General features: G+C 72.6%; 21 protein-coding genes and 2 pseudogenes. 6 read left to right on the top strand and 17 right to left on the bottom strand.

Annotation, left to right across the window (positions count from 1 at the left end):
• The first annotated feature begins 1 nt into the window (after position 1).
• Positions 2-823: a class I SAM-dependent methyltransferase gene (locus ACTWP5_RS28775; protein WP_443224082.1), complete on the top strand. Its 822-nt coding sequence runs from the start codon at positions 2-4 to the stop codon at positions 821-823.
• A 50-nt stretch (positions 824-873) separates the two neighbouring features.
• Here ACTWP5_RS28775 and ACTWP5_RS28770 read toward each other — a convergent pair whose 3' ends face one another.
• Complete coding sequence (locus tag ACTWP5_RS28770) at positions 874-1887, bottom strand: ketopantoate reductase family protein (RefSeq protein WP_443224081.1); 1014 nt, start codon at positions 1885-1887, stop codon at positions 874-876.
• 111 nt (positions 1888-1998) lie between these two features.
• Here ACTWP5_RS28770 and ACTWP5_RS28765 point away from each other — a divergent pair, with 111 nt between their 5' ends.
• Together ACTWP5_RS28765 and ACTWP5_RS28760 are read left to right on the top strand one after the other, a co-directional pair.
• The gene (locus tag ACTWP5_RS28765) at positions 1999-4086 is read left to right on the top strand and encodes a hypothetical protein (RefSeq protein WP_443224080.1); all 2088 of its coding nucleotides are present in this window, start codon (positions 1999-2001) and stop codon (positions 4084-4086) included.
• Positions 4083-5657 (top strand): ABC transporter substrate-binding protein, encoded by a 1575-nt coding sequence (locus tag ACTWP5_RS28760; protein ID WP_443224079.1) that lies wholly within the window; start codon positions 4083-4085, stop codon positions 5655-5657. The genes ACTWP5_RS28765 and ACTWP5_RS28760 overlap by 4 nt, the downstream gene beginning before the upstream one ends.
• 140 nt (positions 5658-5797) lie before the next feature.
• On the opposite strand, the gene ACTWP5_RS28755 is transcribed toward ACTWP5_RS28760, so the two are convergent.
• The 4 genes from ACTWP5_RS28755 to ACTWP5_RS28740 all read right to left on the bottom strand — a co-directional run bounded on the left by ACTWP5_RS28755 (position 5798) and on the right by ACTWP5_RS28740 (position 10645).
• The gene (locus tag ACTWP5_RS28755; protein WP_443224078.1) at positions 5798-6850 is read right to left on the bottom strand and encodes a L,D-transpeptidase family protein; all 1053 of its coding nucleotides are present in this window, start codon (positions 6848-6850) and stop codon (positions 5798-5800) included.
• A 234-nt stretch (positions 6851-7084) separates the two neighbouring features.
• Positions 7085-8773, bottom strand: a complete 1689-nt coding sequence (locus tag ACTWP5_RS28750; protein WP_443224077.1) for an ATP-dependent DNA ligase — start codon at positions 8771-8773, stop codon at positions 7085-7087.
• 81 nt (positions 8774-8854) lie between these two features.
• Entirely contained in the window at positions 8855-9658 is an 804-nt protein-coding gene (locus ACTWP5_RS28745) for a S1 family peptidase (protein ID WP_443224076.1), read from the bottom strand.
• A 156-nt stretch (positions 9659-9814) separates the two neighbouring features.
• The gene (locus tag ACTWP5_RS28740; RefSeq protein WP_443224075.1) at positions 9815-10645 is read right to left on the bottom strand and encodes a S1 family peptidase; all 831 of its coding nucleotides are present in this window, start codon (positions 10643-10645) and stop codon (positions 9815-9817) included.
• Between the two features lie 313 nt (positions 10646-10958).
• On the opposite strand from ACTWP5_RS28740, the gene ACTWP5_RS28735 reads away from it, so the two are divergent.
• Positions 10959-11414, top strand: a complete 456-nt coding sequence (locus ACTWP5_RS28735) for an SRPBCC family protein (protein ID WP_443224074.1) — start codon at positions 10959-10961, stop codon at positions 11412-11414.
• A gap of 23 nt (positions 11415-11437) precedes the next feature.
• On the opposite strand, the gene ACTWP5_RS28730 is transcribed toward ACTWP5_RS28735, so the two are convergent.
• From ACTWP5_RS28730 to ACTWP5_RS28715, 4 genes are all read right to left on the bottom strand, one after another.
• Complete coding sequence (locus ACTWP5_RS28730; RefSeq protein WP_443224073.1) at positions 11438-14695, bottom strand: NACHT domain-containing protein; 3258 nt, start codon at positions 14693-14695, stop codon at positions 11438-11440.
• Positions 14696-14815: 120 nt separating this feature from the next.
• Complete coding sequence (locus ACTWP5_RS28725) at positions 14816-15436, bottom strand: Uma2 family endonuclease (RefSeq protein ID WP_443224072.1); 621 nt, start codon at positions 15434-15436, stop codon at positions 14816-14818.
• Between the two features lie 260 nt (positions 15437-15696).
• The gene (locus ACTWP5_RS28720) at positions 15697-15942 is read right to left on the bottom strand and encodes a hypothetical protein (protein WP_443224071.1); all 246 of its coding nucleotides are present in this window, start codon (positions 15940-15942) and stop codon (positions 15697-15699) included.
• Between the two features lie 184 nt (positions 15943-16126).
• The gene (locus tag ACTWP5_RS28715; protein WP_443224070.1) at positions 16127-17509 is read right to left on the bottom strand and encodes a lysine N(6)-hydroxylase/L-ornithine N(5)-oxygenase family protein; all 1383 of its coding nucleotides are present in this window, start codon (positions 17507-17509) and stop codon (positions 16127-16129) included.
• Positions 17510-17625: 116 nt separating this feature from the next.
• Here ACTWP5_RS28715 and ACTWP5_RS28710 point away from each other — a divergent pair, with 116 nt between their 5' ends.
• Positions 17626-18585, top strand: coding sequence for a methionyl-tRNA formyltransferase (locus ACTWP5_RS28710; protein WP_443224069.1), 960 nt, complete (start codon positions 17626-17628; stop codon positions 18583-18585).
• 69 nt (positions 18586-18654) lie between these two features.
• Here the strand turns inward: ACTWP5_RS28710 and ACTWP5_RS28705 are convergent, their stop codons facing one another.
• From ACTWP5_RS28705 to ACTWP5_RS28685, 5 genes are all read right to left on the bottom strand, one after another.
• Positions 18655-19059 (bottom strand): alpha/beta fold hydrolase, encoded by a 405-nt coding sequence (locus tag ACTWP5_RS28705; RefSeq protein ID WP_443224068.1) that lies wholly within the window; start codon positions 19057-19059, stop codon positions 18655-18657.
• The gene (locus tag ACTWP5_RS28700) at positions 19049-19552 is read right to left on the bottom strand and encodes an alpha/beta fold hydrolase (RefSeq protein WP_443224067.1); all 504 of its coding nucleotides are present in this window, start codon (positions 19550-19552) and stop codon (positions 19049-19051) included. Before ACTWP5_RS28700 ends, ACTWP5_RS28705 begins: the two co-directional genes overlap by 11 nt.
• 123 nt (positions 19553-19675) lie before the next feature.
• The gene (locus ACTWP5_RS28695) at positions 19676-20560 is read right to left on the bottom strand and encodes an ABC transporter ATP-binding protein (protein ID WP_443224066.1); all 885 of its coding nucleotides are present in this window, start codon (positions 20558-20560) and stop codon (positions 19676-19678) included.
• 1 nt (position 20561) lies between these two features.
• Positions 20562-21614 (bottom strand): FecCD family ABC transporter permease, encoded by a 1053-nt coding sequence (locus tag ACTWP5_RS28690; RefSeq protein WP_443224101.1) that lies wholly within the window; start codon positions 21612-21614, stop codon positions 20562-20564.
• A gap of 117 nt (positions 21615-21731) precedes the next feature.
• Positions 21732-22772 (bottom strand): FecCD family ABC transporter permease, encoded by a 1041-nt coding sequence (locus ACTWP5_RS28685; protein WP_443224065.1) that lies wholly within the window; start codon positions 22770-22772, stop codon positions 21732-21734.
• A 239-nt stretch (positions 22773-23011) separates the two neighbouring features.
• On the opposite strand from ACTWP5_RS28685, the pseudogene ACTWP5_RS28680 reads away from it, so the two are divergent.
• A pseudogene (locus ACTWP5_RS28680) lies at positions 23012-23314 on the top strand (dihydrofolate reductase); the annotation flags it as partial.
• Between the two features lie 63 nt (positions 23315-23377).
• Here the strand turns inward: ACTWP5_RS28680 and ACTWP5_RS28675 are convergent.
• From ACTWP5_RS28675 to ACTWP5_RS28665, 3 genes and pseudogenes are all read right to left on the bottom strand, one after another.
• Positions 23378-23665, bottom strand: coding sequence for a YrhB domain-containing protein (locus tag ACTWP5_RS28675; protein ID WP_443224064.1), 288 nt, complete (start codon positions 23663-23665; stop codon positions 23378-23380).
• Between the two features lie 178 nt (positions 23666-23843).
• On the bottom strand, positions 23844-24227 hold the full coding sequence (locus ACTWP5_RS28670) for a hypothetical protein (RefSeq protein WP_443224063.1): 384 nt from the start codon (positions 24225-24227) through the stop codon (positions 23844-23846).
• Between the two features lie 15 nt (positions 24228-24242).
• Positions 24243-25467: pseudogene (locus ACTWP5_RS28665) on the bottom strand (hypothetical protein); the annotation flags it as partial.

Genomic DNA, 25467 nt, shown 5'->3' with positions numbered 1-25467 from the left:
CATGGAGAAACCGCTGGCACCCGAGGCGGCGGACTGGCTGCGGATCAACCAGGAGAACTGGGACGACCGGACGCGGGTCCACGCGGCGAGCGAGTTCTACGACCTGCCGGGCTTCCGGGCCGGCGCCTCGACGCTGCGGTCCTTCGAGCCCGACGAGATCGGCGAGGTCGACGGGCGGAGCCTGCTCCACCTCCAGTGCCACATGGGCCTGGACACCCTCTCCTGGGCCCGGCGCGGCGCGCACGTCACCGGCGTGGACTTCTCGGGCGCCGCGATCGACACCGCCCGCGCCCTGGCCGCCGACGTCGGGCTGGCGGACCGGGCCCGTTTCGTCGTCTCCGACGTGTACGGGGCGGCCGAGGCGCTGGGCGGGGAGCGGTTCGACATCGTCTACACCGGGGTGGGCGCCCTGTGCTGGCTGCCGGACCTCACCCGGTGGGCCCGGGTGGTGGCCTCCCTGCTGCGGGAGGGCGGGGCCCTGTACCTGGTGGAGTTCCACCCGGTGGTGGAGATCCTCGACGGGGAGACGGGCCGGCACGTCGTGCGCGACTACTTCTCGGCCGAGGCGAGCGTGGAGGACCTCCCGTACACCTACGTCGACGGGCCGCCGCTGACGAAGACGGTGTCGGTGGAGTTCCCGCACACGCTGGGCGAGGTGATCGGCTCGATCGCCGAGGCCGGGCTGCGGATCGAGTTCTTCCGCGAGCGGGACTTCTCGCTGTTCGGGCAGTTCGCGACGCTGCGCGAGAGCGGGGGCGTCTTCCGGTTCCCGCCGGGCCAGCCGAGGGTTCCGCTGCTGTACTCGCTGCGCGCCAGCCGCTGACCGCCGCCCCACGCACGCCACGCGCCACGCACGCCACGGGGCTCAGGGGCTCACGGCGTGGGTATGAGCGCGGCGAACTCCTCGGGCGCGAGGGAGGACGGCTCGCGGCCCTGGCGGGCGAAGTCGTTGGCCGCGTGTTGGAGCGCCTCGTTGACCGGCGTCGGCACCCCGTGGCGGCGGCCGAGCAGCACGATCTCGCCGTTGAGGTAGTCCGCCTCGATCGATCCGCTGCCGCGCCGCAGGCTCTGCCACGACGAGCCGCCCCCCGCGCCCGTGCCGAGCTCGCCCAGCGGCTGGATCTCCATCCGCCGTCCGCGCAGCGCGGCCTGCTCCGCCTCGCCGGTGTGGGCGATGCCGGCGGCGGCGAGCACCGCCTCGCCCTCGGCGCGGGCCCGTCGCACGAGCTCGGGGTTCGGCCCGGTGACGGCCTCCACGGCGTTGGCGAGGTTCAGCAGCAGCTTGGCGTACTTCCACCGCATGACGTCGGGCACGACGGGCGCCATGAAGTGGGACGCCTCCAGGTCGGCCGCGATCGGCCGCAGGACGGCCTCGTCCGCCGGGTCGAGGCGGTCGGACCCATCAGACCGTGCAGGCCGTTCGGGGTAGGGGCCGAGGTGGAGCATGCCGGTGAGCGGGGCGCAGGGCGCGGTGATCTCGCCCGGCCGCAGGTGCTCCGAGGGCAGCCAGACGCACACCCCGTAGACGCGGGAGAAGCGGCGCAGCGCCAGCCGTTCGCCGGCCACGCCGTTCTGCGCGCACAGCAGCGGCAGGCCGCCGGCCTCCCGCGCGTAGGGCGCCCACGCGTCGAGCGCGTCGACCGCGTGTTGCAGCTTCACCGCGAGCACCAGCACGTCGCCCGGTCTGGGCGCCGCCTCCTCGGGGCCGGCCGCCGTCGGCACCCGCAGCGTGCGCGTACCGTCGGGGGTCCGCAGGGTGAGGCCCCGCTCGCGCAGCGCCGCGAGGTGCGCGCCGCGCGCCACGAGCACCACCTCGTGACCGCTCTCGAACAACCGTCCGCCGATCGTGCCGCCCACGGCGCCCGCGCCGATGATGATGTACCGCATCGGCCAATTATCTGGGGGAGGGGGCGAGACGTGATCAGTGCGTGGGTGTGATGTGTAACGTACGGGTCCCTGCGCCGATGTTCTTCGCAACACCACGCCTGCGGGGGTTTGATGAGCGAGGATCTCTACGGACAGCGGGAGTTACTTGAGGGGCTCGTGCCCCAGTTCGTCGGCCTGCCCCTCCGGCGCGCGGCCCTGTGGGAGCAGCGGACCAAGCCGGCGTTCGGCGGCTGCGGCCCCGTGGTCTGCGTCAGCGGCGGCCGGGCCAGCGGAAAGACCGCCCTGCTCACCGCCCTCTTCGACGCCTACAACGGCCGGCTGCCGCTCGCCCGCGCGGACCTGGCGGCGCCCGACCTCGGCGACCGGAAGCTCGCCGGGCAGAACCTCGCCCCGACGCGGACCGCCTCCCCTCTCACCCACCTGCTCTACCTCCTGCGGTACAACCTCGGCCTGCGGACCCGCGGCGGCGGCCTCACCTTCCCGCGCCTCTCCCTCGGCCTGCTCGTCGCCACCGCCTGGGTGCCCGACGAGGACGGCGGCGGCCGGGGCGTCGCGCCGGCCGGGCTGCTCCAGGCCCAGCGGGAGCTGTACGCGTTCATCATGGCGGCGCAGGCCAACGCCCGCCGCCGCAGGGAGCTGCTGGAGGCGTGGCTGACCGCCGTCGCGGTCAACCTCGCGGCCGTCGTCCCCGGGCTGGACGTCCTCGTCCAGCCCACGCTGGAGACGGCCAGGAAGCAGCTGCTGGCCCTCCGCGCCCGCGGCCCGGTGCGCTGGTGGCGCGAGCAGCTGCCGGGCCAGGGTGACGGGGTCGACCGGCTCGTCGGCCTGGCCGTCGACTTCCAGACGATGGGGGCGCGGCGCCGCGAGGCCGAGGAACACCTGGTGGCCGCGTTCCTCGACGACATCGACGAGCACTACGGCGCGGTCCAGGCGGGCAGCAGGACCGCGCTGCCGCTGGTCCTGCTCGACAACGTCCACGCCGAGACCGGGCCACGCCTCCTCGACCTCCTGAAGAACCGTTTCGTCGCCTCGGGCGAGGACGGCGCGAACCCCGTCCACCCGGTGATCGTCGCCACCGAACTCGGCGACTCCACCGCCGGCCGCACCTTCGAGGAGGCCCGCGGCGACAAACCGTGGCGCCGCGCCACCGACGGCTGGATCCTCCGCCTCGGCATGAACGAGGTGCGCGACAACGGCATCCGCCACATGCTCCGCGACCGCCTCGGCGTCGCGCCCTACCCCGACGGCCTGGAACGCGTCATCGACCGGCTCAGCGGCGGGCGCGCCGGCTGCGCCCGCGTCCTGATGGAGGCGGCGGTGGCCCGACTCAGATCCGGCGCCACCCCCGAGCCCCTCTCCGGCGCGCGGCTGCTGACCCTCCCCTGCGCCGACGGCCCCGAGCCCGTCGCCGACCGCCTCCTCGACCTGCTGCTCCCCGGCCAGCTGCGCGTGCGCCTGGCCGACATGGCCCTGGTCGCCGTCGCCCTCGACGAGGCCGAGGCGCTGCGGCTGCTGCGCCGGCACGGCTCGCCCAGGCCGCAGACCGACACCGACGCCGAGCGCCGGCTCGGCAACGTCGCCGCCGAGTTGCGGGGCCGGCACTGGCGGCGCGACCCCTGGCCCGAGCCGGCCGCCCCCCTCGTCACCGACCGGGCGCTGCGCGCGCTGCTGCTGCGACGGCTCGCCGACCCACGGGCCGCCCACGCCGTGCTCGCCGAACGGTCGGCGGAAGCACCGGGGGACCCGCCGCGCGTCGCCCGCCTCCACCACGCCCTCGCCCTCGGCCACACGGAGACCGTCGCCGCCGGCCTGCACGAGCTCCTCACCCACCTCACGCCGTCCGACTGGCTGACGAGCGTGAACCTGGTCTGCGCCGCGCCACGGCACGACGAGGACCTCGGCGCGCCGCCCGACGCCTCGACGACGGACCGGGCGCTGCTGTGGATCGAACGGCTGGTCCGCGCCGTGTGGCGGCTGTCCGACCCGCTGGCCCTCACCCCCGCCGAGGACGACGTCACCGACGTCGGGGACGCCCTGCGGGAGCTGCGCACCCAGCCGGGTGCCGACCCCGACGGCGTCCTCCGGCGGGCCGAGACCGCATGGCCCGAGGCGCTGAGGGCCGGAACCCAGGCGCCCGAGCTGCCGATACCGACACCGGGCCCGACACCGGACCCGACACCGGGAGGGACACACCGATGAAAGGCTTCTTACGACGCCTGTGGGCGAGCGTGTGGCCGCCGCCGGGCGGGCCGCTCCAGTGGACGGTCGTCGGCGCGCTCCTGGCGGGGCTGTTGGCCTACGGCGTGGTCGTCGTCATCGACAGGAGCCGGCCCGACACCTCCTGCGGCCCCGGCGTCGAGCGGCACGGCCCGCACGAGGAGTGCGTCGGCGTCACCGACGGCTCGTACGTCTTCGCGCCCTACCTGGCGGAGATCTCCGCCCGCATCGCCCGCGAGAACGACGACGTCGTCCGCCAGTCCGAGCGCGCCAACGACCCGGTCCCATACGTGACCGTCGCCTTCATCCTGCCGCTGACCTCGGACGACCCGATCGAGCAGGGCCACATGCGGCGGGAGGTGCAGGGCGCGCACCTCGCGCAGCTCCACGCCAACGAGCAGGAGGAACGGCCCGCCATCCGGCTGGTGCTGGCCAACGCCGGCCGCGCCAGCGAACAGTGGCGGCCCGCCGCCGAGCGGCTCGCCGAGATGGCCCGCTCGCCGGAGGAGCGGCTGCGCGTGGTCACCGGCTTCGACGTCAGCACCGGCAACACCGAGGCCGCCATCCGCTACCTCACCAACCAGGCGAACCTGCCGATGGTGGTCGGCCCGCTCACCGCCGACGACCTGGCCAACGGCCCGGACACGCCGGACGCCTACCCCGGCCTGGTGAAGGTGGTGCCGGACAACAGCGACCAGGCCGAGGCGCTGGCCTCCCTCTACGAGGACATCGCGCCCGAGCGCACCCTGCTCGTCGAGGACCTGCGGCAGAACGACAACTACATCCGGTCCCTCAGCGAGGTCTTCCGGGAGCACACCAGCGGCAGCCCGCACATCCCCCAGCCGTTCCGCTCGCCGGACGACATCAACGACGAGGCCAACCTCGCCAACGACTTCCGGCAGATGATCAACACCGTCTGCGACATGGACGGCGTCGACACGATCTACTTCGCGGGCCGCAACGTCCAGCTCCGGATGTTCGTCAACGCCCTCGGCCAGCGCGGCTGCGACGAGAAGGACTACACGGTCGTCACCATCTCCGGGGCCTCCACCCTCATCACCGACGAGCAGCTCGACTGGTCGGCGCTGGAGGGCGGCATCACCGTCCGGTACACCACGGTGACCCACCCCGACGCGTGGACCACCGGCAGCCCGCCGGCCACCGGAGGATCCGCCGCGGACTTCCACGAGCTGACCGAGGTGATCGAGGAGGCCGGGATGGAGCGGGAGGTGCGCCTGGACGACTCGCGCGCCATCGTCATGTACGACGCCGTGAGGACCGCGATCCAGGGGGTGCGCAACGCCGCGGGGAGCAACAACGTCATCCCGTCCCTCGACGACGTGGAGAACGCCTGGCTGCGCCTGCACGGGAGGGACCACCGCGTCGAGGGCGCGGGCGGCTGGATCTGCCTGGACCGCTACGGCACCCCCCACAACAAGGCCGTGGCCGTGGTCGAGTTGGACCCGGAGACGCAGAGCATCCGGTTCGTCGACCTGGCCTGGCCGGAGGGCACCGCACCCGACGAGGACTGCATTCCCGACGTGCAGGAGTGACACGCGCGGGAACGGCTGCCGGCCGACGGTCGACGGCTGGTGGCCGACGGCCGGCAGCGCGGCGGGGGTGGCGCCACGATCCGCGACGCCACCCCCGGCTCACCGTTCAGCGGCCGGCCGTCACCGCCCGCGGTGCTCGCTCACCAGTAGACGATGACCTTGTCGCCCTCGTTCACCTCGTCGAAGAGGGCGGCGACCGCGCCCTCGTCCCGGACGTTCACACAGCCGTGGGAGGCGCCGTTGTACCCGTTGGCCGCGAAGTCCGCCGAGTAGTGGACGGCCTGGCCGCCGTCGAAGAACATCGCGTACGGCATCGGCGTGTCGTAGAGCGTCGAGTGGTGGTCGCGGGACTTCCAGTACACCTCGAACTCGCCCTCGCGGGTGGGGGTGTCCGCGGCGCCGAAGCGGACGTCCATCGTCGCCTGGACCTCTCCGTCGATCACCCAGGACAGCGAGTTCGACGTCTTCGATATGCACAGCACCCGGCCCGTGAGGCAGCGCTCGTCGAGCACCTGGGCGGGCTCGGCCTCCGGCACGTCCAGCGGCGGGAACATCTCGTCCTGGGTGGGCGTCTCGGTCTGGCTGGTCAGCGCCGACCACGTGTCCTCGTAGACCGTGCCGGTGTCCTCCAGGCCCGCCGCCTGCTGGAACGCGCTGACGGCGGCGGCGGTGACCTCGCCGTAGTACCCGGTGGGGTTCTGCGTGAAGTGGTCCAGCTGGGCGAGCCGGGCCTGCAACTCGCGCACCTGGTCCGAGCTCTCGCCGTAGTCCAACACCGGCTGCGGCGGGAACATCTCCTCCTGGGTGGGCGTCTCGGTCTGCCCGGTCAGCGCGTCCCACGTCGACGTGGAGACCTCGCCCGAGACCTCCAGACCCTCCGCCCGCTGGAACTCCGAGACCGAGCCGAACGTGACGTCCCCGAAGAAGCCGGTGGGCTGGGCGGCGAAGAAGCCGAGCTGGGCCAGGCGCGCCTGGAGCTCGCGGACCTCGTCGGAGGTGTCGCCCCGCTGGAAGAGAACCTCGTCGACGGGCTCGGTCTCGGCTCCGCCGTCCGGCTGGGCGCCCTCGCCGTCGTCGCCGCGCGGGCCCTCCGTCTGCTCGGTGCCGCCGGTCTGCTCGCCGCTGGGCTCGGTGCCCTCCGCGGTGCACCCGGCCACCAGCACGGCGACGGCCACGGCCCCCGCCACGGCCATCCCGCGAACCCCGCGGCTCTCGCGACCTCCACGGGTCACGCGGCTCATGCGGCTCATGCGGCTCATGCGAAGAGCGGTACGCATTGATCCCCCTGATTTCCTGACACGACACGACGGCACCGGGGAAAACACTTCCCATCGGACCTCACCCCTTAGACCCCCCGAACCCCGGCGATCGTTGCCCTCGCGGCATAACGAAGCCGCCACGATCGCGCAACGGGGCCGTGCCGTGACTCAGCGCAGCAGCGCGCGTACCGTTTCGACCGTGTCGACCTCGGAGGGCGCCTTGTCCTCCCGGTACCGCACCACCCGCGCGAACCGCAGCGTCACGCCCTCCGGATACCGCGTGGAGCGCTGCACGCCGTCGAAGGCGATCTCCACGACGAGTTCGGGGCGCACCCGCACGCCCCACCGCCCGCCGCCGCCCTCCCCCTCGTTCCCCTCGTCCCCCTCGTCGACGGCGAGATCGAGCAGCCGCTCCGTCTGCCACTCCAGCACGGCGTCCGTGAGCCCCTTGAACGTCTTCCCGAGCATCGCGAACGAGCCGTCGGCCCGCCGCGCCCCCAGGTGCAGGTTGGAGAGCCTGCCCGCGCGCCGCCCGTGGCCCCACTCGGCCGCCAGCACCACGAGGTCCAGCGTGTGGACCGGCTTGACCTTCAGCCACGTGCCCCCGCGCCGCCCCACCCCGTACGGCGCGGCCAGGGCCTTCACCATCACGCCCTCGTGCCCGCGCGCCAGCGCCGCCTCCGCGAACTCCCGCGCCGCCGCCCGCGCGCCCGCGTCCGTGGGATCGTCGACGACCACGCGCCGCACCCGCCGCTCGGCCGGCACCAGCCGCGCCAGCTCCGCGTGGCGCTCCTCGGCCGGCAGCTCCAGCAGCTCGCGGTCGCCGACCGCCAACAGGTCGAAGAAGACGGGGAAGAGCGGCAGCACCCCCGCCGAGCCGCCGGCGCCGCCCTCCGGCCCCTCGCCCGCGCCCGCCTCGTCGAGCAGGGTCCCGACCCGGCCGGCCGTCTCCTGGAACGGCCGCGGGCGCCCGTCCTCGTCGAGGGCGATGACCTCCCCGTCCAGCACCGCCCGCGCCGCGCCCAGCTCCATCGCCGCCGCCCGCACCTCCGGAAGCCGGCCCGTGATCTCGTCCAGCGTCCGCGTGTAGATCCGCACGTCCTCCCCCTCCCGGTGGACCTGCACGCGGATGCCGTCCAGCTTCTCCTCCACCACCACCGCGCCCGGCGCCAGACGGTCGAGGGCCTCGTCGAGGCTCTTCGCGCTCTGCGCCAGCATCGGCCGCACCGGCCGCCCCACCTCAAGCCGGAACGCGCCCAGGGCCGACGCCACCGACGCCACCGACGCCGCCCCGGTCGCCCCCGCCGTCCCCGCCGCCGCCTCCCGCTCGTACGCCGCCAGCACCGCCCGCGCCACCGCCCCGAGCGAGCCGCCGAGCATCACCGCCCGCCGCACCTCTTCGGGGTCGGCCCCCACGGCCGCCGCCAGCCCCTCCACGGCCAGCGCGTCCAGCGCCCCCTGCCGCAACTCCCCGCTGACCAGCCGGGCGAGGAAGTCCCGTTCCTCCGCCGTCGCCGCCGCGAACAGCTCGCCCATCAGCCGCCGCCGGGTGGCGCCCGAGCCGGCGCCCCTGACCGCGGCGACCCGTTCCAGCGCCGCGTCGACCCCGAGGACCGTCAGCTCTGGTCGCGTGGGCGCGGGACCGCGCGCCTCCACCTCCGCCATCACGTCGCGCAACGCCGCCCACCCGACGCCCAGGCGCCGCTGCGGCAGCCGCCCGGAGAGGTAGGTGATCACCACCGGCGCCTCCTCGGGCCCGGCGTCGGCGAAGAGCCGCGCGAGCGCGGCGGTCTTGTGGGAGAGGGCGCGGCTGGCGGCCACCTCCCGCGAGGTCTGCGCGAGCTCGGCCAGCAGCATGGGCCCATGATCCGGCGCGACGGGCGCCGGCGCACGTCGGGACGCGGCCGGCGTGTGGTGGCGCTTGCTCGGCGCCGCTGGTCAGGACGCGATCTGGGCGGCCACCGCGTCGGAGAAGGTGGTCATCCGCGCGTAGACGCCCGGGTAGCCCTCGCGGGCGCAGCCGTTGCCCCACGAGGTGATGCCGGCCAGCCGCCCGCCGATGACCAGCGGCCCGCCGCTGTCACCCTGGCAGGTGTCGACGCCGCCCTCGGGCACGCCGGCGCAGACCATCGACGTGGCGTGGTACCGCACCGGGTAGGAGTCCTTGCAGTCCACGTCCGAGACCACCGGGACGCGGGCGGTGCGCAGCCGGTTGGAGGACCAGCCGCCCTCGCTCGTGGTGCCCCAGCCGAGGATGCGGCTGATCCGGCCCTCCTCGTACAGGTGCGTGTCGGTCGACGAGGCGATCGGCAGCGCGTCGTACGGCATGGGCTTGAGCAGCGTGAGGACGGCGACGTCGTTGCGCAGCCGGTCCGGGTTCCAGTTCGGGTGGACCCAGACGTCGGTCACGCGGCGCACGGTCCCGTCGGTTCCGTCGAGGTAGGTGCGTCCGCCGATGGCGCGTATCTCGCCGGGGTCGCTGACCCAGTCCACGCAGTGGGCGGCGGTGACGATCTTGTTCGGCGCCACGAGCGTGCCGCCGCAGAACTGGTACCGGTCGGCGTCCGTGATCTGCATGACGTACGGGTACCGGTCGGTGGTGGTGATCGTGCCACCCACGATGCGGGTGGACGCCTCGTCGGCCTGGGCGGCGGGCGCGGCGGTCAGCACCCCGGCGGCGGCGATGGCGGCGGCGGCCAGGGCGAGGACCGCCCTGGCACGGCGACGGAACCGGTTGGGCATGCGTCTCCTTCGTTCATGGCCAGCAATGTGGCGCACACACCATACTCACGTGATGGTCACGTGGTATCTGGAGACGCAGGGGGATTGGCGGCGGTTCTCCGGAAACGGGCCCAGTTCGGTCCGATCGCCGATCTGAGCCCGTTCCGTGATGTGACGTCAGTTCGTCGCCGTACCGGCGGCGTTGGGCGCCGCGAGCCCGAGCTGCGCGGCGACGTCGTCGGCGTACGTCGTCAGCCGGGTGTAGACGCCGGGGTTCCCCGGCCGGGCGCAGCCGTTGCCCCAGGACACGACGCCGGCCAGCACGCCGTCGATCACGAAGGGCCCGCCGCTGTCGCCCTGGCAGGTGTCGACGCCGCCCTCCGGCAGCCCGGCGCAGACGTGCGCCTCGGGGATGAACCAGCTGCCGTACGCGTCCTCGCAGTCCGCGTCCGACACGAGCGGGACCTCGGCGGTCAGCAGCTGGTCGGAGGACTGGCCCTGCTCGCTGGTGTAGCCCCAGCCGAGGAGGCGGGTGGGGCTGCCCTCTCCGTAGATGTCGGTGTCGTCCGACGAGACGACCGGCAGCGTCGCGTAGGGCAGTTCCTCGGCGAGGGTGATCACCGCGACGTCGGCGGTGATCTCGTTGGCGTCGTAGTCGGGGTGGATCCACACGTCACTCGCCTCGGCGACGGTGCCGTCGCTGCCCGCCAGGTAGGTGCGGCCCGCCACGACGAGGATGTCCTCCTCGGTGGTCCAGTCGACGCAGTGGGCGGCGGTGACGACCTTCGTCGGCGTCACGAGCGTGCCGCCGCAGAACTGGTTCTCCGCCGCATCCGTGACCTGCACGACGTACGGGTACTCCTCGGTCGTGGTGGGGGTCCCGCCGACTATGCGTGTCGACGGCTCGGCGCCGGCGGTCGCCGGGGCGACCAACGCCCCGCCACCGGCGATCGCCACGGCGGCCAGGGCCACGGCCGCACGGCGAACGGCGCTGCGCTTGAACAGCATGCTTCTCCTCGGGAGTGGGGGTGATGGGGGGGACGTGGGGGGTGGGGGAGCGCGCGACGACGTGGGGTGCCGTGCGCGGTGGGGCGGTGCCGCGTGGTGGGACCGGTGGTGCGTGGTGCGTGTACGCGGCAACTCCCTTGACTGTACGCGCGGTTGGGTCTCATGTCATGAACGCGATGCTTGTCTGACGTGTCCGTACACGCGGGTACACGGCCGGGTGCACGATGGGGCACGGCCAGGTGCACGGCCGGCACGCGGGCGGTGCACGGGCGGGCACCGTGATCCACCGCGATCCGGGCACTACGATCCGGCCGTGGCCGTCTTCCTCGTCGAACAGGAGTCCGCGCTGCCCGCCGCCGAGGCGTGGCGGCGCCTGACGGACTGGCGGCGGCACAGCGCGCACGCGCCGTTGACCCGGCTCAGCGTCCGGCCGCCAGGGCCGACCGGGCTGGGCACGGTGGTCGTGGCGCGCACGGGGATGGGGCGTCTCGGCTTCGACGACCCGATGGAGGTCGTCGCCTGGTCACCGCCGCCCGACGACGGTGGGGGCGGGGTGGGCTTCTGCCGCATGGAGAAACGCGGCCGGGTCATCACCGGCTGGGCCGAGATCGAGGTCCACCCGGGGCGGGGGCCTGGTTCGGGCGAGGGCTCCCGCGTGCTGTGGCGCGAGGAGGCCCACCTGCGCGGCACACCGCGCCTCCTCGACGCCCCGGCCACCTGGTGCGCACGCCAGGCGTTCACCCGCCTGGTCCGCGCCCTGCTGCGCTAGCCCTTGGCCCTGCCGGTCGACTCTCAGGCGCGGACGAGCAGGAGCAGCTCGTTGGGCGCGAGAACCCCGTCCGCCCGCTCCTGAAGGGCAATCAGCCCCAGCAACGCGCCTACCAGCGGTTCGGCGCCCTCATGACCGGACTCGCGCAGCAGCGTGATCGCGGCGAGAAGACCGATGCGCGCACAGGCCAGGTGCGTCGGGTCGACGGGCGACGTCCTCCCCAGGAACGGCGTGATCAGCTCGTGGACGCGGTCCACCAGGAAGCGCGCGTCGACCAGTCGGGGGTCGACGTGAGCGCCGTTGAGCTGGCTGCCGAGGAGATCGCGGACTCGTCGAATCGGAACGAGAGGACTCTCCGAGGGGAGAGCGGCGGGCTGAGGCGCCTCGGAGACGATCCGTGAGAGGGAGGCGTCGAAGTCCGTGAGCAGACCCTTCCGTCCACGAATCGAGGGTCTCCACCTGGTGAGGAGCAGACGGAAGCCAACGACAGCGATCGACAGCGGCTCTGCGTCAGCTTCTGGGGCGAGGTCGAGGGCGAGGCCGAAGGCACGGTCGCGGTCGAGGGCGTAGTCGAGGGCGTGGTCGAGGTTGAGGTTGAGGGCGTGGTCGAGGTCGTGAGTGAGGGCGCGGGCGTGGTCGTGGCCTTGGGCGAGGTCGAGGGCGAGGGCGAGGTCGAAAGCGTGGGCGTGGTCGAGGGCGAGGGCATGGGCGAGGGCGAGGTCGAGGCTGTGGTCGTGGTCGAGGAAGCGGTCGAGGAAACGGTCGAGGTCGAGGACGCGGTCGAGGTTGAGGTCGTGCGCGTGGTCGAGGTCGTGGGTGAGGGCGCGGGCGAGGGCGTGGGCGTGGGTGAGGGCGGGCGTGAGGGCGTGGGCGAGAGTCCGGGCGAGGTCGTGGGCGTGGTCGAGGGCGTGGGTGAGGGCGCGGGCGAAGGTGAGGGCGAGGGTGAGGTCGTTGGTACGGGCGAGGGCGTGGGCGAGAGTCCGGGCGAGAGCGAGAACGAGGGCGAGTTCGAGTGGGCGGAGCTCGGGGTTGGTCGCGAACTCCGGGGCACGGTGGAGGGCCACGGAGAAGACGCTCCAGTACTTCACCGCTCGTTCCAGGTCGGGGCGGTCCATGAGGGCCAGGCGCAGGTACGGGGTGGCCCGAGACCGGTCGTCCACGAGGCGTCGACTCAGCCCGGAGGGATCGGGCGTGTAGGGCCAGGGAGCGCCGTCGGGCTGGTAGAGCCGAGGGCCCCGGCCGTCGGAGGACATCCAGACGGTGTGGCGGGTGCGGTCGGGGACCACCAGGTCAACGGCGGCGTCGGCGAGTTCCTCGGCGGTGGGCAGTCGGTACGTCGTCTCCCCGTGGAACAGGTCGTTGAGCCAGGAGACGAAGCGCTCGGCGTCGCCCGCCCACATCCCGACGGCCGGCGCGTCGGCGGCCGGCCCGCCAGAGTGCCGCGCGTCGGTGCGGTAGCCGGCGGGAGCCTGGCGTCCCGCCTCCTGCTCCTCGCGCGCGAACAGGGCGTACAGGCCACCGGAGACCGGCCGGGCGCACAGGGCGGCGTCACCGACGGGGATGGTCTCGCGCAGACTTCGGGCGGCCGTCACGCCCGCGACGAGCCGCCGACGGTCCGGATCCCGCGTCTCGGGCGAGGCGAGAAGCTCGTCGAGCCGGGCGCGGAGGGCATGGTCGACCGCCTCCGCCTCCTCGGCACAGTCGAAGGCCAGCGCCAGGGCACGGACCGTGCCGGCGGCCAGGCACGCGTCGATGACGGGACTCGCGTCCGCGGTGGCGGCCCACAACAGGGTGGTCTCGCGCCACCAGGGGTCGTCGACGTGATCGGTCAGCAGCTGGACGTGCTCCGGCCGCTGACCGATCTGGGCCGCGGCGAGGTACTCCTGCATGGTGAGGTGCGCGAAGGCGTACACCCCCTGCTCGCGCTCCACCAGCAGGCCGCTCCTGCGCGCCTCCTCCAGGAAGGTGCCTGACTCCACGTCCCTGGAGACCTGCCGCAGCGGCCCCCGGATCGCCCGGTGGGCGGCCTCGGACGGGATGTCGCGCACCCTGCTGGTCATCATGGCCAGCGCGAGGTGCCGCATCACGCGTTCCTTCTGCGGGCCGCGCAGGCCCGTCGCGTTGGCGAGGTTGCGGGACTCGGCGCGGCGGTGGAGCAGCACGTCGCACATCTCGCCGTACAGCGCCGCGCGGCTGCCGGGGAGCTGGCCACGGTAGCGGTGCACGTTGGCGATCATGGTCAGCAGCAGCGGGTTGGCGGCCAGGTCGTACAGGGCCGGCCGGTCCCTGAGCCGGCCGAGCAGGTCCTCGGCCTTGCGCGCCGCCACCTCCCTGACACGGGCCTCGGCGGACTCGGTGGCGCGGCGTTCGGTGGCGTACTCCCAGCCGTGCAGGAAGCGCCGTATCTGCTCGCCGGTGAAGCGGCGCACCTGCAACACCTCTGCCGAGGGCAGCGGGTTGGTGTCGTAGCCGTGGGGGCGGGAGGTGACGACGTACCGGTTGTGGGGGTACCGCTCGACCTGGCGTTTCACCCACGCCACCACCCTGCCGCGCTGGGCCTCGTCGGCGACCTCGTCGAGGCCGTCCAGCAGCACCACGCAGCCGCCGCCGTCGAGGCGGCGGTCGAGCCAGGTGGCGGGCACCCTGTCGTGCAGCCAGCCCGCCGACGCCGCCGCCTCCGCGAGGCTGGGCGGCTGCTCCGCCTCGGCGATCTCCCTGTGGTCGCGCAGGTACAGCAGGATCGGCAGGGACGCGCGGTCCCAGAACCGCCACCACGGGCTGGCGCACAGGTCCAGGGCGGTGCGGCGCGCCAGGGTGGTCTTGCCGGTGCCGGGGCCGCCGATGACCGCGAGGACGCGGCTCGCGTCGCCCGTCAGGAACGACCTCAGCGTCCGGCGTTCGCCCGCCGCGGGTGTGGGCACCGTGCCCACGTAGGGCTCCCCGGCCGTCTCGTGGCGCGGCCTGCGCGCCAGGCTCACGTCCACGTACACCTCGCGCGTCCGCAGCACGAACTCGCTCTGCGTGACGATGCCGACGATCTCCATCTCCTCGACGCTGGCGCGTAACTGCCGCAGGTACACGCCGCGCCGGCCGGTGGCCGTGCGGGGCGCGGGGGCGGCCGGCGTGGCGAGGAGCGCGGCCAGCACCGCCACGGCGAGGGACACGTACAGCCAGGCCCAGCTCACCCCGTTGTCGGTGAGGACCTGGCTCGTGGTGACGGCCAGCGCGACGCCGAGGGCGGCGCCACAGACCACACGTGCCAGCTTCCGCAGGTGACTCACACGGACCTCCCCGACGACTCTGCGCGATCCGGGAACGGGGCGAGGCACGATAGCAGTGGCCATCCGTGATGGGGAGCCAACTGCCCTGGCCCAGTGGCGCGAGGGGCCAGCGGTGGAAGGTCAGGAGTGCTGCAACAGCTCGTCGGCCGCGATCTTGCACGGCAGCGGACCGGGGATCTCCACCGTGTCCCCCGGCAGGTACTCCGCCGTCGTCTGGTAGCCGCCCTCGTGCGGCCGGCTCAGCACGAGCACCTTGCCGTGCCTGCGGTCCGCGACGACGTAGACGGGAACGCCGACGGTGGCGTAGGCGGTGACCTTGGGGCCGAGGTCGTCTCGCCAGTCGTCACACGTGACCTCGGCGACCAGGCGGAAGACGTCCGGGGCGAAGCAGTTGTAGGACAGCTGGCGGTTCCGGAAGGCGTCGTCCACGACCGCCAGGTCCGGGACCGCGAAGCCCTTCTCGCCCGGAAGCAGGTACAGACCGAGGCCCTGGAGCACGCGCAGCCCCTCGCGTGGTGCTCCGGCGGCCTTGAGCGCGTCGCCCAGCGCGTCGAGGGCAACGGCGTGGTCGCCGTCGGCTGGTCGGGTCACGGTGATCCTTCCGCCGACGACCTCCACCCGATGGCCGTCGGGTACCTCAAGGCTCGCGGCGACCTCAAGGACGACCTCCTCGGGGTCGAGTGCGGGGTCCGGTTCGTCGACCGGTGGATCGTCGTGGTGAGGGTCGACGGGCAGAGCCATGCGGGGTCCTTCCCGGGCGAGCTCTCAGCATGGGTCTCATGCCTTCGCACAGGACCGGCTCGGCGCACGTGGGAGTGAACGTCGGGTTCGGGTGGTGATGAGCTCAGACCGCCGATGGGCGGGCCGGGTGGCGTGTGCGGGGTTGGGCGCGTACGAGGAAGGGCCCCGACGGGGTGCGTGGGGCCCTCTCGGGGTTCGCGCGTCGTGTGGCGGTCACCGGTGGGGACAGCGCCGGTGCCGTGCCGTGGGGCGAACGGTCGTCACGTGGTGAGGCACTCGACCAGCGCCGCCTCGGGCGCGACGGGGGAAGCCGCCGCCTCCGCGAGACAGCCGACCACGAGGACGGGGTCGATCTCCGTGACGGACTCGATCGTGAGGGTGATCGTGGAGTCGATGGGCTTCTCGTCGGACTGCTCGGCGGCGGTCGCGGCGGTCGCGGTGGACGCGCCGGCGGAGACGGCGGCGAGCGTCAGGGTGGCCAGGGCCAGGGCGGATCGAAGGCGCACGGCGATGTTCCCCTCAGTGGTTGGGAGCAGGCTGAAACGGCAGGCAGACCCTAGTCATGCCGCGAGCCTCGACGCTCCGCCGTCGGGCGGCTTTCACTCGAAGGGATGACAAGAACATCATCGTCCCGGCGCGCGCCCGGCGGACCGCCCGCCAGCCCGCGCGCCGGCCCGGTGGTCGACGGGCTCAGACCGCCGTCGGGTGGGCCGGGCGGCTGGCGGGTGCGTGGGCGAGGAGGGAGTCGAGGACCTCGCCGGCGCGGACGGCGGTGTGGGACAGGAGGGTGGCGGTCAGGCCGTGGGTGTGCTCGGTGGCGCCCTGGAGGTACACGCCCGCGGTGAGGTGGTCGGCCGTGACGACGCGGTGGTCGCGGCCCACGCGGACGGCGTCCTCCTCGTCGCGCAGGCACAGCTTCGCGACGTCGCCGAGCAGGGCCGCCGGGTCGCGGGGCCGGTACCCGGTGGCGTAGACGAGCAGTTCGGCGTCGAGGACCTCCCGCTCGCCCGTGGCGAGGGCCTCGACGGTGACGGTGAGGCCCGTGGCGGGGTCCTCGGTGACGTCGCGGACGCGGGAGACGTTCAGCATCCGCAGCCGCTGCCTGCCCTGCACCCGCTCGCGGTAGAGCGTCGCCGACAGCGACTCGATCAGGTCCATGTCGACGACCGAGTAGTTGGTGGAGCGGTGGTAGTCGAGGAGGGACCGCTTCACGCCGGACGGGGCGTCGTAGAAGAGGTCGACGGCCTCGGGGTCGAAGATGCGGTTGGCGAGCGGGGAGTCGTCGGCGGGGGTGAAGCCGTACTTGCCGAAGACGGAGCAGATCTCGGCCTGGGGGTAGGTGCGGTGGAGGTGGTCCACGGCCTCGGCGGCGCTCTGCCCGGCGCCGACGACGACGGCGCGGCGCACCGGCTGCTCGGGGGAGGTGTGGGTGAGGAGCTGGCTGGTGTGCAGGACGCGGCGGGAGAGGACCGTGCCGGGCGGCAGGTGCGGTTCGAGGCCGGTGGCGAGGACGACGTTGCGGGCGCGGCGGGTGACGGTGCGGCTCGGGTCGTCGGGGTGGCGGGGGTCCCGGCTGGTGACGTCCAGTAAGGCGATCCGGCCGTCCGGGCCGGTGACGGGCTCGACGGCCAGCACCTCGGCGCCGTACTCGACGAGGTGCGCGAGGCGCGCCGCCGCCCACTCGAAGTAGTCGTGGAACTCGATGCGGAGCGGGAAGAACGTCTTCTGGTTGAGGAAGTCGACCAGTCGACCCTTCTCGTGCAGGTAGTTGACGAAGGAGAAGTCGCTCGTCGGGTTCCGCAGCGTCACGAGATCCTTCAGGAAGGACACCTGCATGGTGGCGTCCTCCAGGAGCATCCCGCGGTGCCAGCCGAAGCGCGGCTGCATCTCCAGGAAGCCGGCCGACAGGGGGCGTGCGCCGTCGGGCAGGCGCCGGTTGTGCTCCTCGACGGCGACGGCCAGGGCGAGGTTGGAGGGACCGAAGCCCAGGCCCAGGACGTCGTGGACGGCGTCTGAGTCGACGGCGTCTGAGTCGACGGCGTCGGAGTCGACGGTGTCGGGATCTCGGTGCACGCGGCGATGCCTCCTCGGTGGGGAACCCGGCCGATCGTAGGTAAGGTTAGCCTAACCTTGCAAGACGGTCGCACGGCAGACGGCGGAACGGCAGACGGCAGAAGGGAACTGACGGCATGAGGGTCGCCATGTTCGGCTACCAGACCTGGGGTTACCGCACCCTCCAGGCACTCCTCGACGCCGGGCACGAGGTGGCGCTCGTCGTCACCCACCCGCGCAGCGACCACGCCTACGAGAGGATCTGGGACGACTCCGTCGCCGAACTGGCCGCCAAACACGGCGTTCCCGTGCTGCTGCGCCAGCGCCCCACCGACGCGGAACTGCTCGACACGCTCCGCGACGCCGCGCCGGAGATCATCGTCGCCAACAACTGGCGCACCTGGCTGCCCCCCGAGATCTACGAGCTGCCGCCGCACGGCACCCTCAACGTCCACGACTCGCTGCTGCCCGCCTACGCCGGCTTCTCGCCCCTCATCTGGGCCCTCATCAACGGCGAACGGCAGGTCGGCGTCACCGCCCACCGCATGGACGCCACGCTCGACGCCGGCGACATCCTGCTCCAGCGCGCCGTCCCCGTGGGGCTGAACGACACCGCGACCGACCTCTTCCACCGCACCGTCGAGCTGATCGGCCCCGTGGTGCGGGAGTCGTTGGAGCTGATCGCGACGGGCCGGGCGGTGTGGATCCCGCAGGACCGGACGCGGGCGTCGTTCTTCCACAAGCGGTCGGAGGAGGACAGCCGCATCGACTGGACGTGGCCGGCCGCCGACCTGGAGCGCCTGGTGCGCGCGCAGTCCGACCCGTACCCGAACGCGTTCACCTTCCACCGGGGGCGGCGGATCAGGATCCTCGCGGCGGCGGTGTCGGAGGGCCGGTACGGCGGCACGCCGGGGCGGATCTTCATCCGCGAGGGGGAGGGCGACGAGGCGGGCGTCGTGATCGTGGCCGGGGCGGACGCGCGCACCGGGCGGGGCCACGGGCTGCTGGTGCGGCGGGTGCGCACGGACGACGGCACGGAGCACCGCGCGACGGACTACTTCCGGACGATGGGGGGCTACCTGACGGCCCGGCCGTAGCGGGCGCGGGCCGTAGCGGGCGCGGGCCGTGACCGGCGCGGCCCGTGCGGCTGCGCGTCCGGGTGGGACCTACGCCGTGGCGGCGGGCGAGTGCACCCGGTCCAGGAAGTCGCGGACCAGAGGGACCACCTCGGCCAGGTGGGTCTCCAGGAGCCAGTGTCCGCCGTCGAGCAGGTGCACCTCGGCGTCGGGAAGGTCGCGGAGGTAGGCGCGGGCGGCGGCTTCGGGCATGTAGCCGTCGCGCGGGCCCCACACGATCAGGGCCGGCGGCCGGTGTTCGCGCAGGTACGCCTGCTGCCGGGAGAACCAGGCCAGGGTGGTGGGCTGGTCCTCCAGGAGCCGGACGAGGTTGGCCATCCGTGCGGGGTCGGACATCAGGGACCAGTGGAGGGTCCACAGGTCCGGGGGGACGCGGTCGGCCACCTCGGACGGCAGCTCGCCGGCGAACTCGTCGCGGAACCCGTCAGGGCTCACGTGCCCGGCGATGCCTCGCCGCGACTCCGGGCCGGGATCGTTCCAGAACCTCCGCAGACCGTTGTACTTCGGTCCGAACGCGTCCTCGTAGATGTCGCCGTTCTGGATGACCAGGCCGGCCACCCGCGCGGGGCTCGCGCATCGCGAGCCGGAGACCGAACTGCGAACCGTAGTCGTGCAGCCAGATGACGTACCGCTCCAGCCGCATCACCCGGGTGAAGTCGAACAGGAAGTCCGCGTAGGCGTCGAAGGTGTAGCCGAAGTCGTCCGGGGAGGGGGTGCCGCTGTAGCCGAACCCGGGCAGGTCCGGGGCGATCAGGCGCCACCGGTCCGCGAGGGCGGGCAGCAGGTGCCGGTAGACGAAGGACGACCCGGGATAGCCGTGCGGCAGCAGCAGCACCGGGGCGTCGGGGTGCCCCGCCTCGCGGTAGAAGATCTCGACGCCGTCGACCTCCACGCTGCGGTGCGCGACGGGTCCGAGTCCCAGCGACACGGGCTTCCCTCCTTTCGACAGCCAGCCGCGTCGCGGCCGGGGCCGTGCGCCTCCGACCGGGGTGACGTCCAGAACGTACGGGGGCCCAGAGGGTCCAGAGGGCCCAGAAGGTCCGGACCGGGCCTAGGCGGGCGTGGGTGCGGGTGCGGGCGCGGGCCGGGCGTCCTTCGTGAGGTTCTCGGCGTGGTGCCGGCTGACGGGGATCACCATCGGGGTGCCGCTGACCGGGTCGGGCCCCACCCGGCAGCGCAGCCCGAAGACCTCCGCCACCAGCTCCTCGCTGATCACCGCCCCGGGCGTCCCCTCGGCGACGACGCGTCCCGCCTTCATCGCCACGAGGTGGTCGGCGTAGCGGCACGCCTGGTTGAGGTCGTGCAGCACCATCACCACGGTGCGGCCCTCGCGCCGGTTGAGGTCGGTGACGAGGTCGAGCACGTCGATCTGGTGGGCCAGGTCGAGGTAGGTCGTCGGCTCGTCCAGCAGCAGCACGGGCGTGCCCTGCGCCACCGCCATCGCGATCCACGCCCGCTGCCGCTGCCCGCCCGACAGCTCGTCGACGGCCCTGCCGGCCAGCTCCGTCATGCCGGTGGCCGCGAGCGCCGCGTGGACGGCGTCCTCGTCGCCGCGCGACCACTGCCGCCACCACGTCTGATGCGGCGAACGACCCCGGCTGACGAGGTCGATGACGGTCAGCCCCTCGGGCGCGACGGGCGCCTGCGGCAGGATGCCGAGCCGCCGCGCCAGCTCGCGGGTGGGGATGGCGTGCAGGGCGCGGCCGTCGAGGTGGACGGCGCCGTCCTTCGGCGCGAGGAGGCGGGCCAGGGCGCGCAGCAGCGTGGACTTGCCGCAGGCGTTGGCGCCGACGATGGCCGTGACGCGGCCGGGCGGCACCGCGAGGTCGAGGCCATCGGCGACGACGCGGTCCCCGTAGGCCAGCCGCAGGCCGTCGGCCCGCAGCTCCGGGTGAGGTCCGTCGGGGTCCTGTCCGTGGGGCGGTGTGGACGACATCTCAGCCTCCCGAGCCGGCGCGGTTGACGCGGATGAGCAGCCAGAGCAGGAACGGGGCGCCCAGCACCCCGGTGACGACGCCGACCGGCAGCTCGGTGTCGGTGAGCAGCTCCCTGGCCACCAGGTCGGAGAAGAGCACGACGAACGCGCCCGTCAGCCCCGAGGCCACCAGCGGCGGCGCGGCGGCGCGCGTGAGCCGCTGCGCGATCTGAGGCGCCGCGAGGGCGACGAACGCGATCGGCCCGCCGGCCGCCGTGCCGAACGCGACGAGGCCGACGCCCGTCAGCAGCAGCGCCAGCCGCAGCCGTTGCACGGGAGTGCCGAGCGCCACGGCGACGTCGTCGCCGAGCTGGAGCGTGCGGGTCCAGCGGCTCAGCAGCAGCGCGGCGGGCACCAGCACCGCCGTCGACCACAACAGGGGCGTGACGTGGTCCCAGGTGCGGCCGTTGAGGTTGCCCACCAGCCAGCCGAGGGCGGCCTGGGCCTGCATCGCGCCGCCGCGCGCCGTGAGGTAGTCGGTGAGGCTGGTGCACACCCAGGCCACGCCGATGCCGACGAGCACGATCCGGTACCCGGTGGTGCCGCGCTTCCACGCGAGGGCGTAGATCAGCAGCGCCGTGGTCAGGGCGCCGAGCAGCCCGAGGGTCTGGGTGCCCAGGCCGCTGCCCCAGCCCAGCACGATGCCGCCGACGACGGCCGCGCCCGCGCCCTGCGTGATGCCGATCATGTCGGGGCTGGCGAGGGGGTTCCTGGTCATGGTCTGGAAGACGGCGCCGGAGATGCCGAACGCGACGCCGACCAGCAGCCCGGTCAGGGCGCGCGGCAGCCGGAACTCGTGGACCACCAGCCAGGTGTTGAGGTCCCCGGTGCCGGCGAGGGCGCGCACCACGTCGGGGAGCGGGATCGACACGTCGCCGACGGAGATCCCGACGCAGAAGAGGACGAGGACGGCGGCGGCCAGCGTGGCGCAGACGACGAGCTGACGGGGGCGCAGGTACCCGGAGACGGGCGGCCGGTCGAGTCGGAACGTCCGCCTGCCCGGCACCTCGGGCACGGGCGCCGCCGCCGTGGCGACCTCGGTGTCCTTGGCAGCCACGGCCACCTCGTCCGCCGTGACGGCCTTGGCCGCCTCGTCCGCCTCGGTCACCTTCGTGACGGGTTCCCCCACCGCTCACACCTCCGCGAGCCGCTGCCGGCGGACGAGCGCCACGAAGAACGGGCCCCCGACGAACGCGACCAGCACCCCGGCCTGCACCTCCACGGGCCGCGCGATCAGCCGCCCCGCGATGTCGGCGGCCAGCAGCAGGCACGGCGCGAGCGTGGCCGCGACCGGCAGCAGCCAGCGGTGGTCCGGTCCGATGCCGGCGGCCTGCGCGAGGACGCGGGCGACGTGCGGCACGACGAGCCCGATGAAGACGACCGGCCCGATGAGCGCGACCGCCGCCCCCGTCAGCAGCGTCACCGCCGCCACGCCCGTCACGCGTATCAGGCCGGTGCGGCGGCCGAGGGCCTTCGCGACGTCCTCGCCGAGGGCGATGCTGTTCAACGCGGGCGTGCAGGCGAGCGCCAGCAGCGCGCCCGTGAGGAGGAACGGCGCCACGGACAGCAGCTGGTCGGGCTCGGCGTCGGCGAGGGTGCCGGCGTTCCAGAAGCGGAAGCGGTTGAGCGTCTCCGGCTCGGTCAGTACGACGGCGCTGGTCAGCGACGTCAGCATCGCCGTGACCGCGACGCCGGCCAACGCGAGCTTCACCGGGTTGTGTCCGGCGCGGCCGACGCCGCCCAGCAGGTACACCCCGACGCTGGCGAGCAGCGCCCCGGCGAACGCGAACCAGACGTAACCGCCGACCGATCCGAGCCCGAGCACCGCCGTCGCCACGACGATGGCGAACGCCGCGCCCGCGCTGACCCCGAGGATGCCGGGATCCGCCAGCGGGTTCCGCGTCAACGCCTGCATCAGGCCGCCCGCGAGGCCGAGCGCCGCGCCGGTCGCGAGCGCCAGCGCGGTGCGTGGCACCCGGGCGTCCATCACGACGTCCTCGACGGTCCGGTCGGGCGCGTCGCCGAGCAGCGTGCTCAGCACCTGGCCGGGCGGGATGTCGCGGGCGCCGAGCGCCAACGACAGCAGGCTCAGCAGCGCGAGCAGGACCAGCAGCGAGGCCACCAGCAGCAGCGGGCGCAGCCCACGTCCCCGCTCACGGCCGCTGCTGTCCACGCCACGCTCCCCACTCTCCCGGAACCGCTTCCCGGCACGCCTCTCACACCTCGCTCATGAGGTTAGGCAAACCTTACCTCACCGTTCTCGCACGGCCTGGCGGGTCGATGTCCCCGGGCGGCGGGGCGACGAGCTCGCGGGCGGCGCCCGGTCTACCTCGACGGAGGGTTCGCCCGAACCCACGGAATCCGCTCGGGAGATGTGATGAGCAAGGTCGTCATGTACAACGTTGTGTCCGTCGAGGCTGGCAGCCTGAGGCGCCGCACTACCACTTCGTGGACGACGTGACCCGGGAGGTCGCCCTGGCGAAGGAGCCGGCGGGAGAGGACCGCACCGTGGCCGTGGCGGCGGGCGATGTCGGCGGCCAGACGTTCGCCCTCGGTTCTGGTCGACAAGGTGGCGATGGACGTCGTGCCCGTCGTCATCGGCACGGGCAAGCGGTACTTCGGCTCGGTCGACGCCCACCACCTGCTGGAGGACCCCACACGGTGATCCAGGGCGACCGCGTGCTCCACGTGGCGAACCGCGTCCGTCGCGGGTGATTCCTACGCCCGCTCACCTGGGCGGCGCCGACTTTCAGGCTGTCCACCCTTCGAAAAATCTTTCTAGTGGTCGGATTGAAACTGCCGAAAATAATCGTCAGCAGGAATGGCTGTCGGTGGGAAATGAATTCTCGATCCGTCTTTCGGAACAGCGACGACTCGGACGAGCGGGGCTTGCTGGATGTCCCCCGTGTCAATGTGTTCCTGCGTGTCAAATGGAACGGCCCATAGGTGGTCGTACTCGGTGCAAGAGTCGGGTTCCATCACGGGTGTCCAAGGTTGCTGGTCGAGGGTGAAAACCTCGCGCAAATAGTCTTCCGCCATGCTGATGGCTTCTTCTTTGGAGAGCATGAATCCTCACTTTCTGTCTATCTGGCGACGATGCGACGCGCCGTCCGCCCGCATCGGCGACCAAACTTCACGAGGGCCTGGGCTGGTAAAGACCTTTGGCCTTGCGCTCTCGCAGTTTGAAAGGCCACGAGACGACCGCATTCGCAGGCCGAGCAGTTCACGGTCCTTGGGCGCCTGGCTAGATTCCGCGCTCAAGTTCCTCAGTGACGCGCTCAATATCACCGGGCGGTAGGTCAACAGGCACGAAGTCCGCCAAGCGAACGTGTGCGAGAAAATCATCCGGAACTTCAACCCCGTACTCCAGGACGAAATATCCCCAGTACGTGGGCCACACCCAACTCCCGTCAGTGGAAAGCCCAAAAGGAACAACATAACCCTTGGTGTCGTCGAGAGGATCAGGCACGTTGCCGGTCGCCACCAACGGGGTGCATCCAACAAGATAATCGGACAGTGGCTGACGGAGCGAAGAATCAAGCGCGCCAAGTCGATCTCTCAGCGACACCTGAGGAAAAGGCTCCGAGGCCCCCGGTTCGATCTCGGTGAAGACGGGGAGTACCTTCATAGCTGAACATGGCTCCTATTCGACGGCCCATTCGGATCGTTCAAGCTCTTCGACCGTGCCGTCAACATGGTATCGATGAAAGCTTCCTGGGAGATCGGGTACCTGCGAAGGAAAGACTCTCCTGAGTTCGCCGTGGATGCCCATGCGTCCAAGGGCGGTGCTGTAGAGATATCCATCAGGCGCGATGACCGGAACTCCCAGGTGTTGCGCCAGTCTGCGGGCGAACGTCCCGTTCATGTGACCAGTGTTGCAGGACAGCAGTCTGATGGGCGAACCTGGCGCATAGTCCGCCTGATTCCGAATAATCTGAGCCAGCTCCCGAGGAGATATCCTCCTTCCGTCCGCAGCGTGCATGTACGTGTGATGCGGATCACCGTGGGCAACGACATCGTAGTGCCCATCGAGTGGGCTGATGTTGAGAGCATTTCTGTAGAACGGGTCATTCTGGGCCATCATCGAGAACCCTGGGTGATTGTCTCCCAGCCCGTGCGTCTGTGGTCGGGGCGTTGGCGTGCCTCGCCCATCGAACCATTCCGCTGTGGCCGATGGGCCGCCCGTTCCCATATCACTTGGCACGTCCCCCGACCCGGCGTGTGAGCCGTTCGTGTCAGCACCCATGCCTCCTGGCTCGTCCGCACGAGCTATGTCGGCACCCCCGGTCTCCGCATCGCTGACATCGACCGCATCTCCGCCACCGATACCGAACCGGACCTCGACGTTCGTCGCGCGACCAGCGGCGGAGAATTCAGCCATACTGCTCGGCTCGGAGCCGACGAACTCCGGTTCTCGCGGGGAGGGACCAGTGACGTGGGGTCCAGCGGTGCCACTGCGTGGGAGGACGTTGCCGCCCTGGTCCGTGAGGGTGCCGTCAGGGAGGAGCCGGGTGTTGCCGAGGGGGTCGATGATGATGCCAGGGGTGGTGATGGCGGGGTTGTGGGGGATGAGGATGGTGCTGTCGTCGAGCCGGAGTGTGGCGGTGCCGAGGGGGAGGTCGTCGAGGGTGGGGTTGGGCGGGATGGTGGTGCCGTCGGGGAGGCGGTAGCCGGCGTTGTCGGGCAGGCGGGTGGCGTCGATCGCGTTGATGGCGGCGAGGTGGGCGGTGAGGTCGGGAACGCGCAGGGCCGAGAACGCGGCGGAGGTGCCCCGGGCGACGTGGGTCATGGGGTCGAGGGCGCGGCCGGCGTGGGTGGCGGCGCGGGCTGCGGTCGAGGCGGTGCGGGCTGCTGCTCCGGTGGCGACG

The organism is Streptomyces sp. 4N509B (assembly GCF_052245655.1).
Taxonomy (GTDB): domain Bacteria; phylum Actinomycetota; class Actinomycetes; order Streptomycetales; family Streptomycetaceae; genus Streptomyces.
This window is presented reverse-complemented; position numbering and strand designations above follow the sequence as displayed.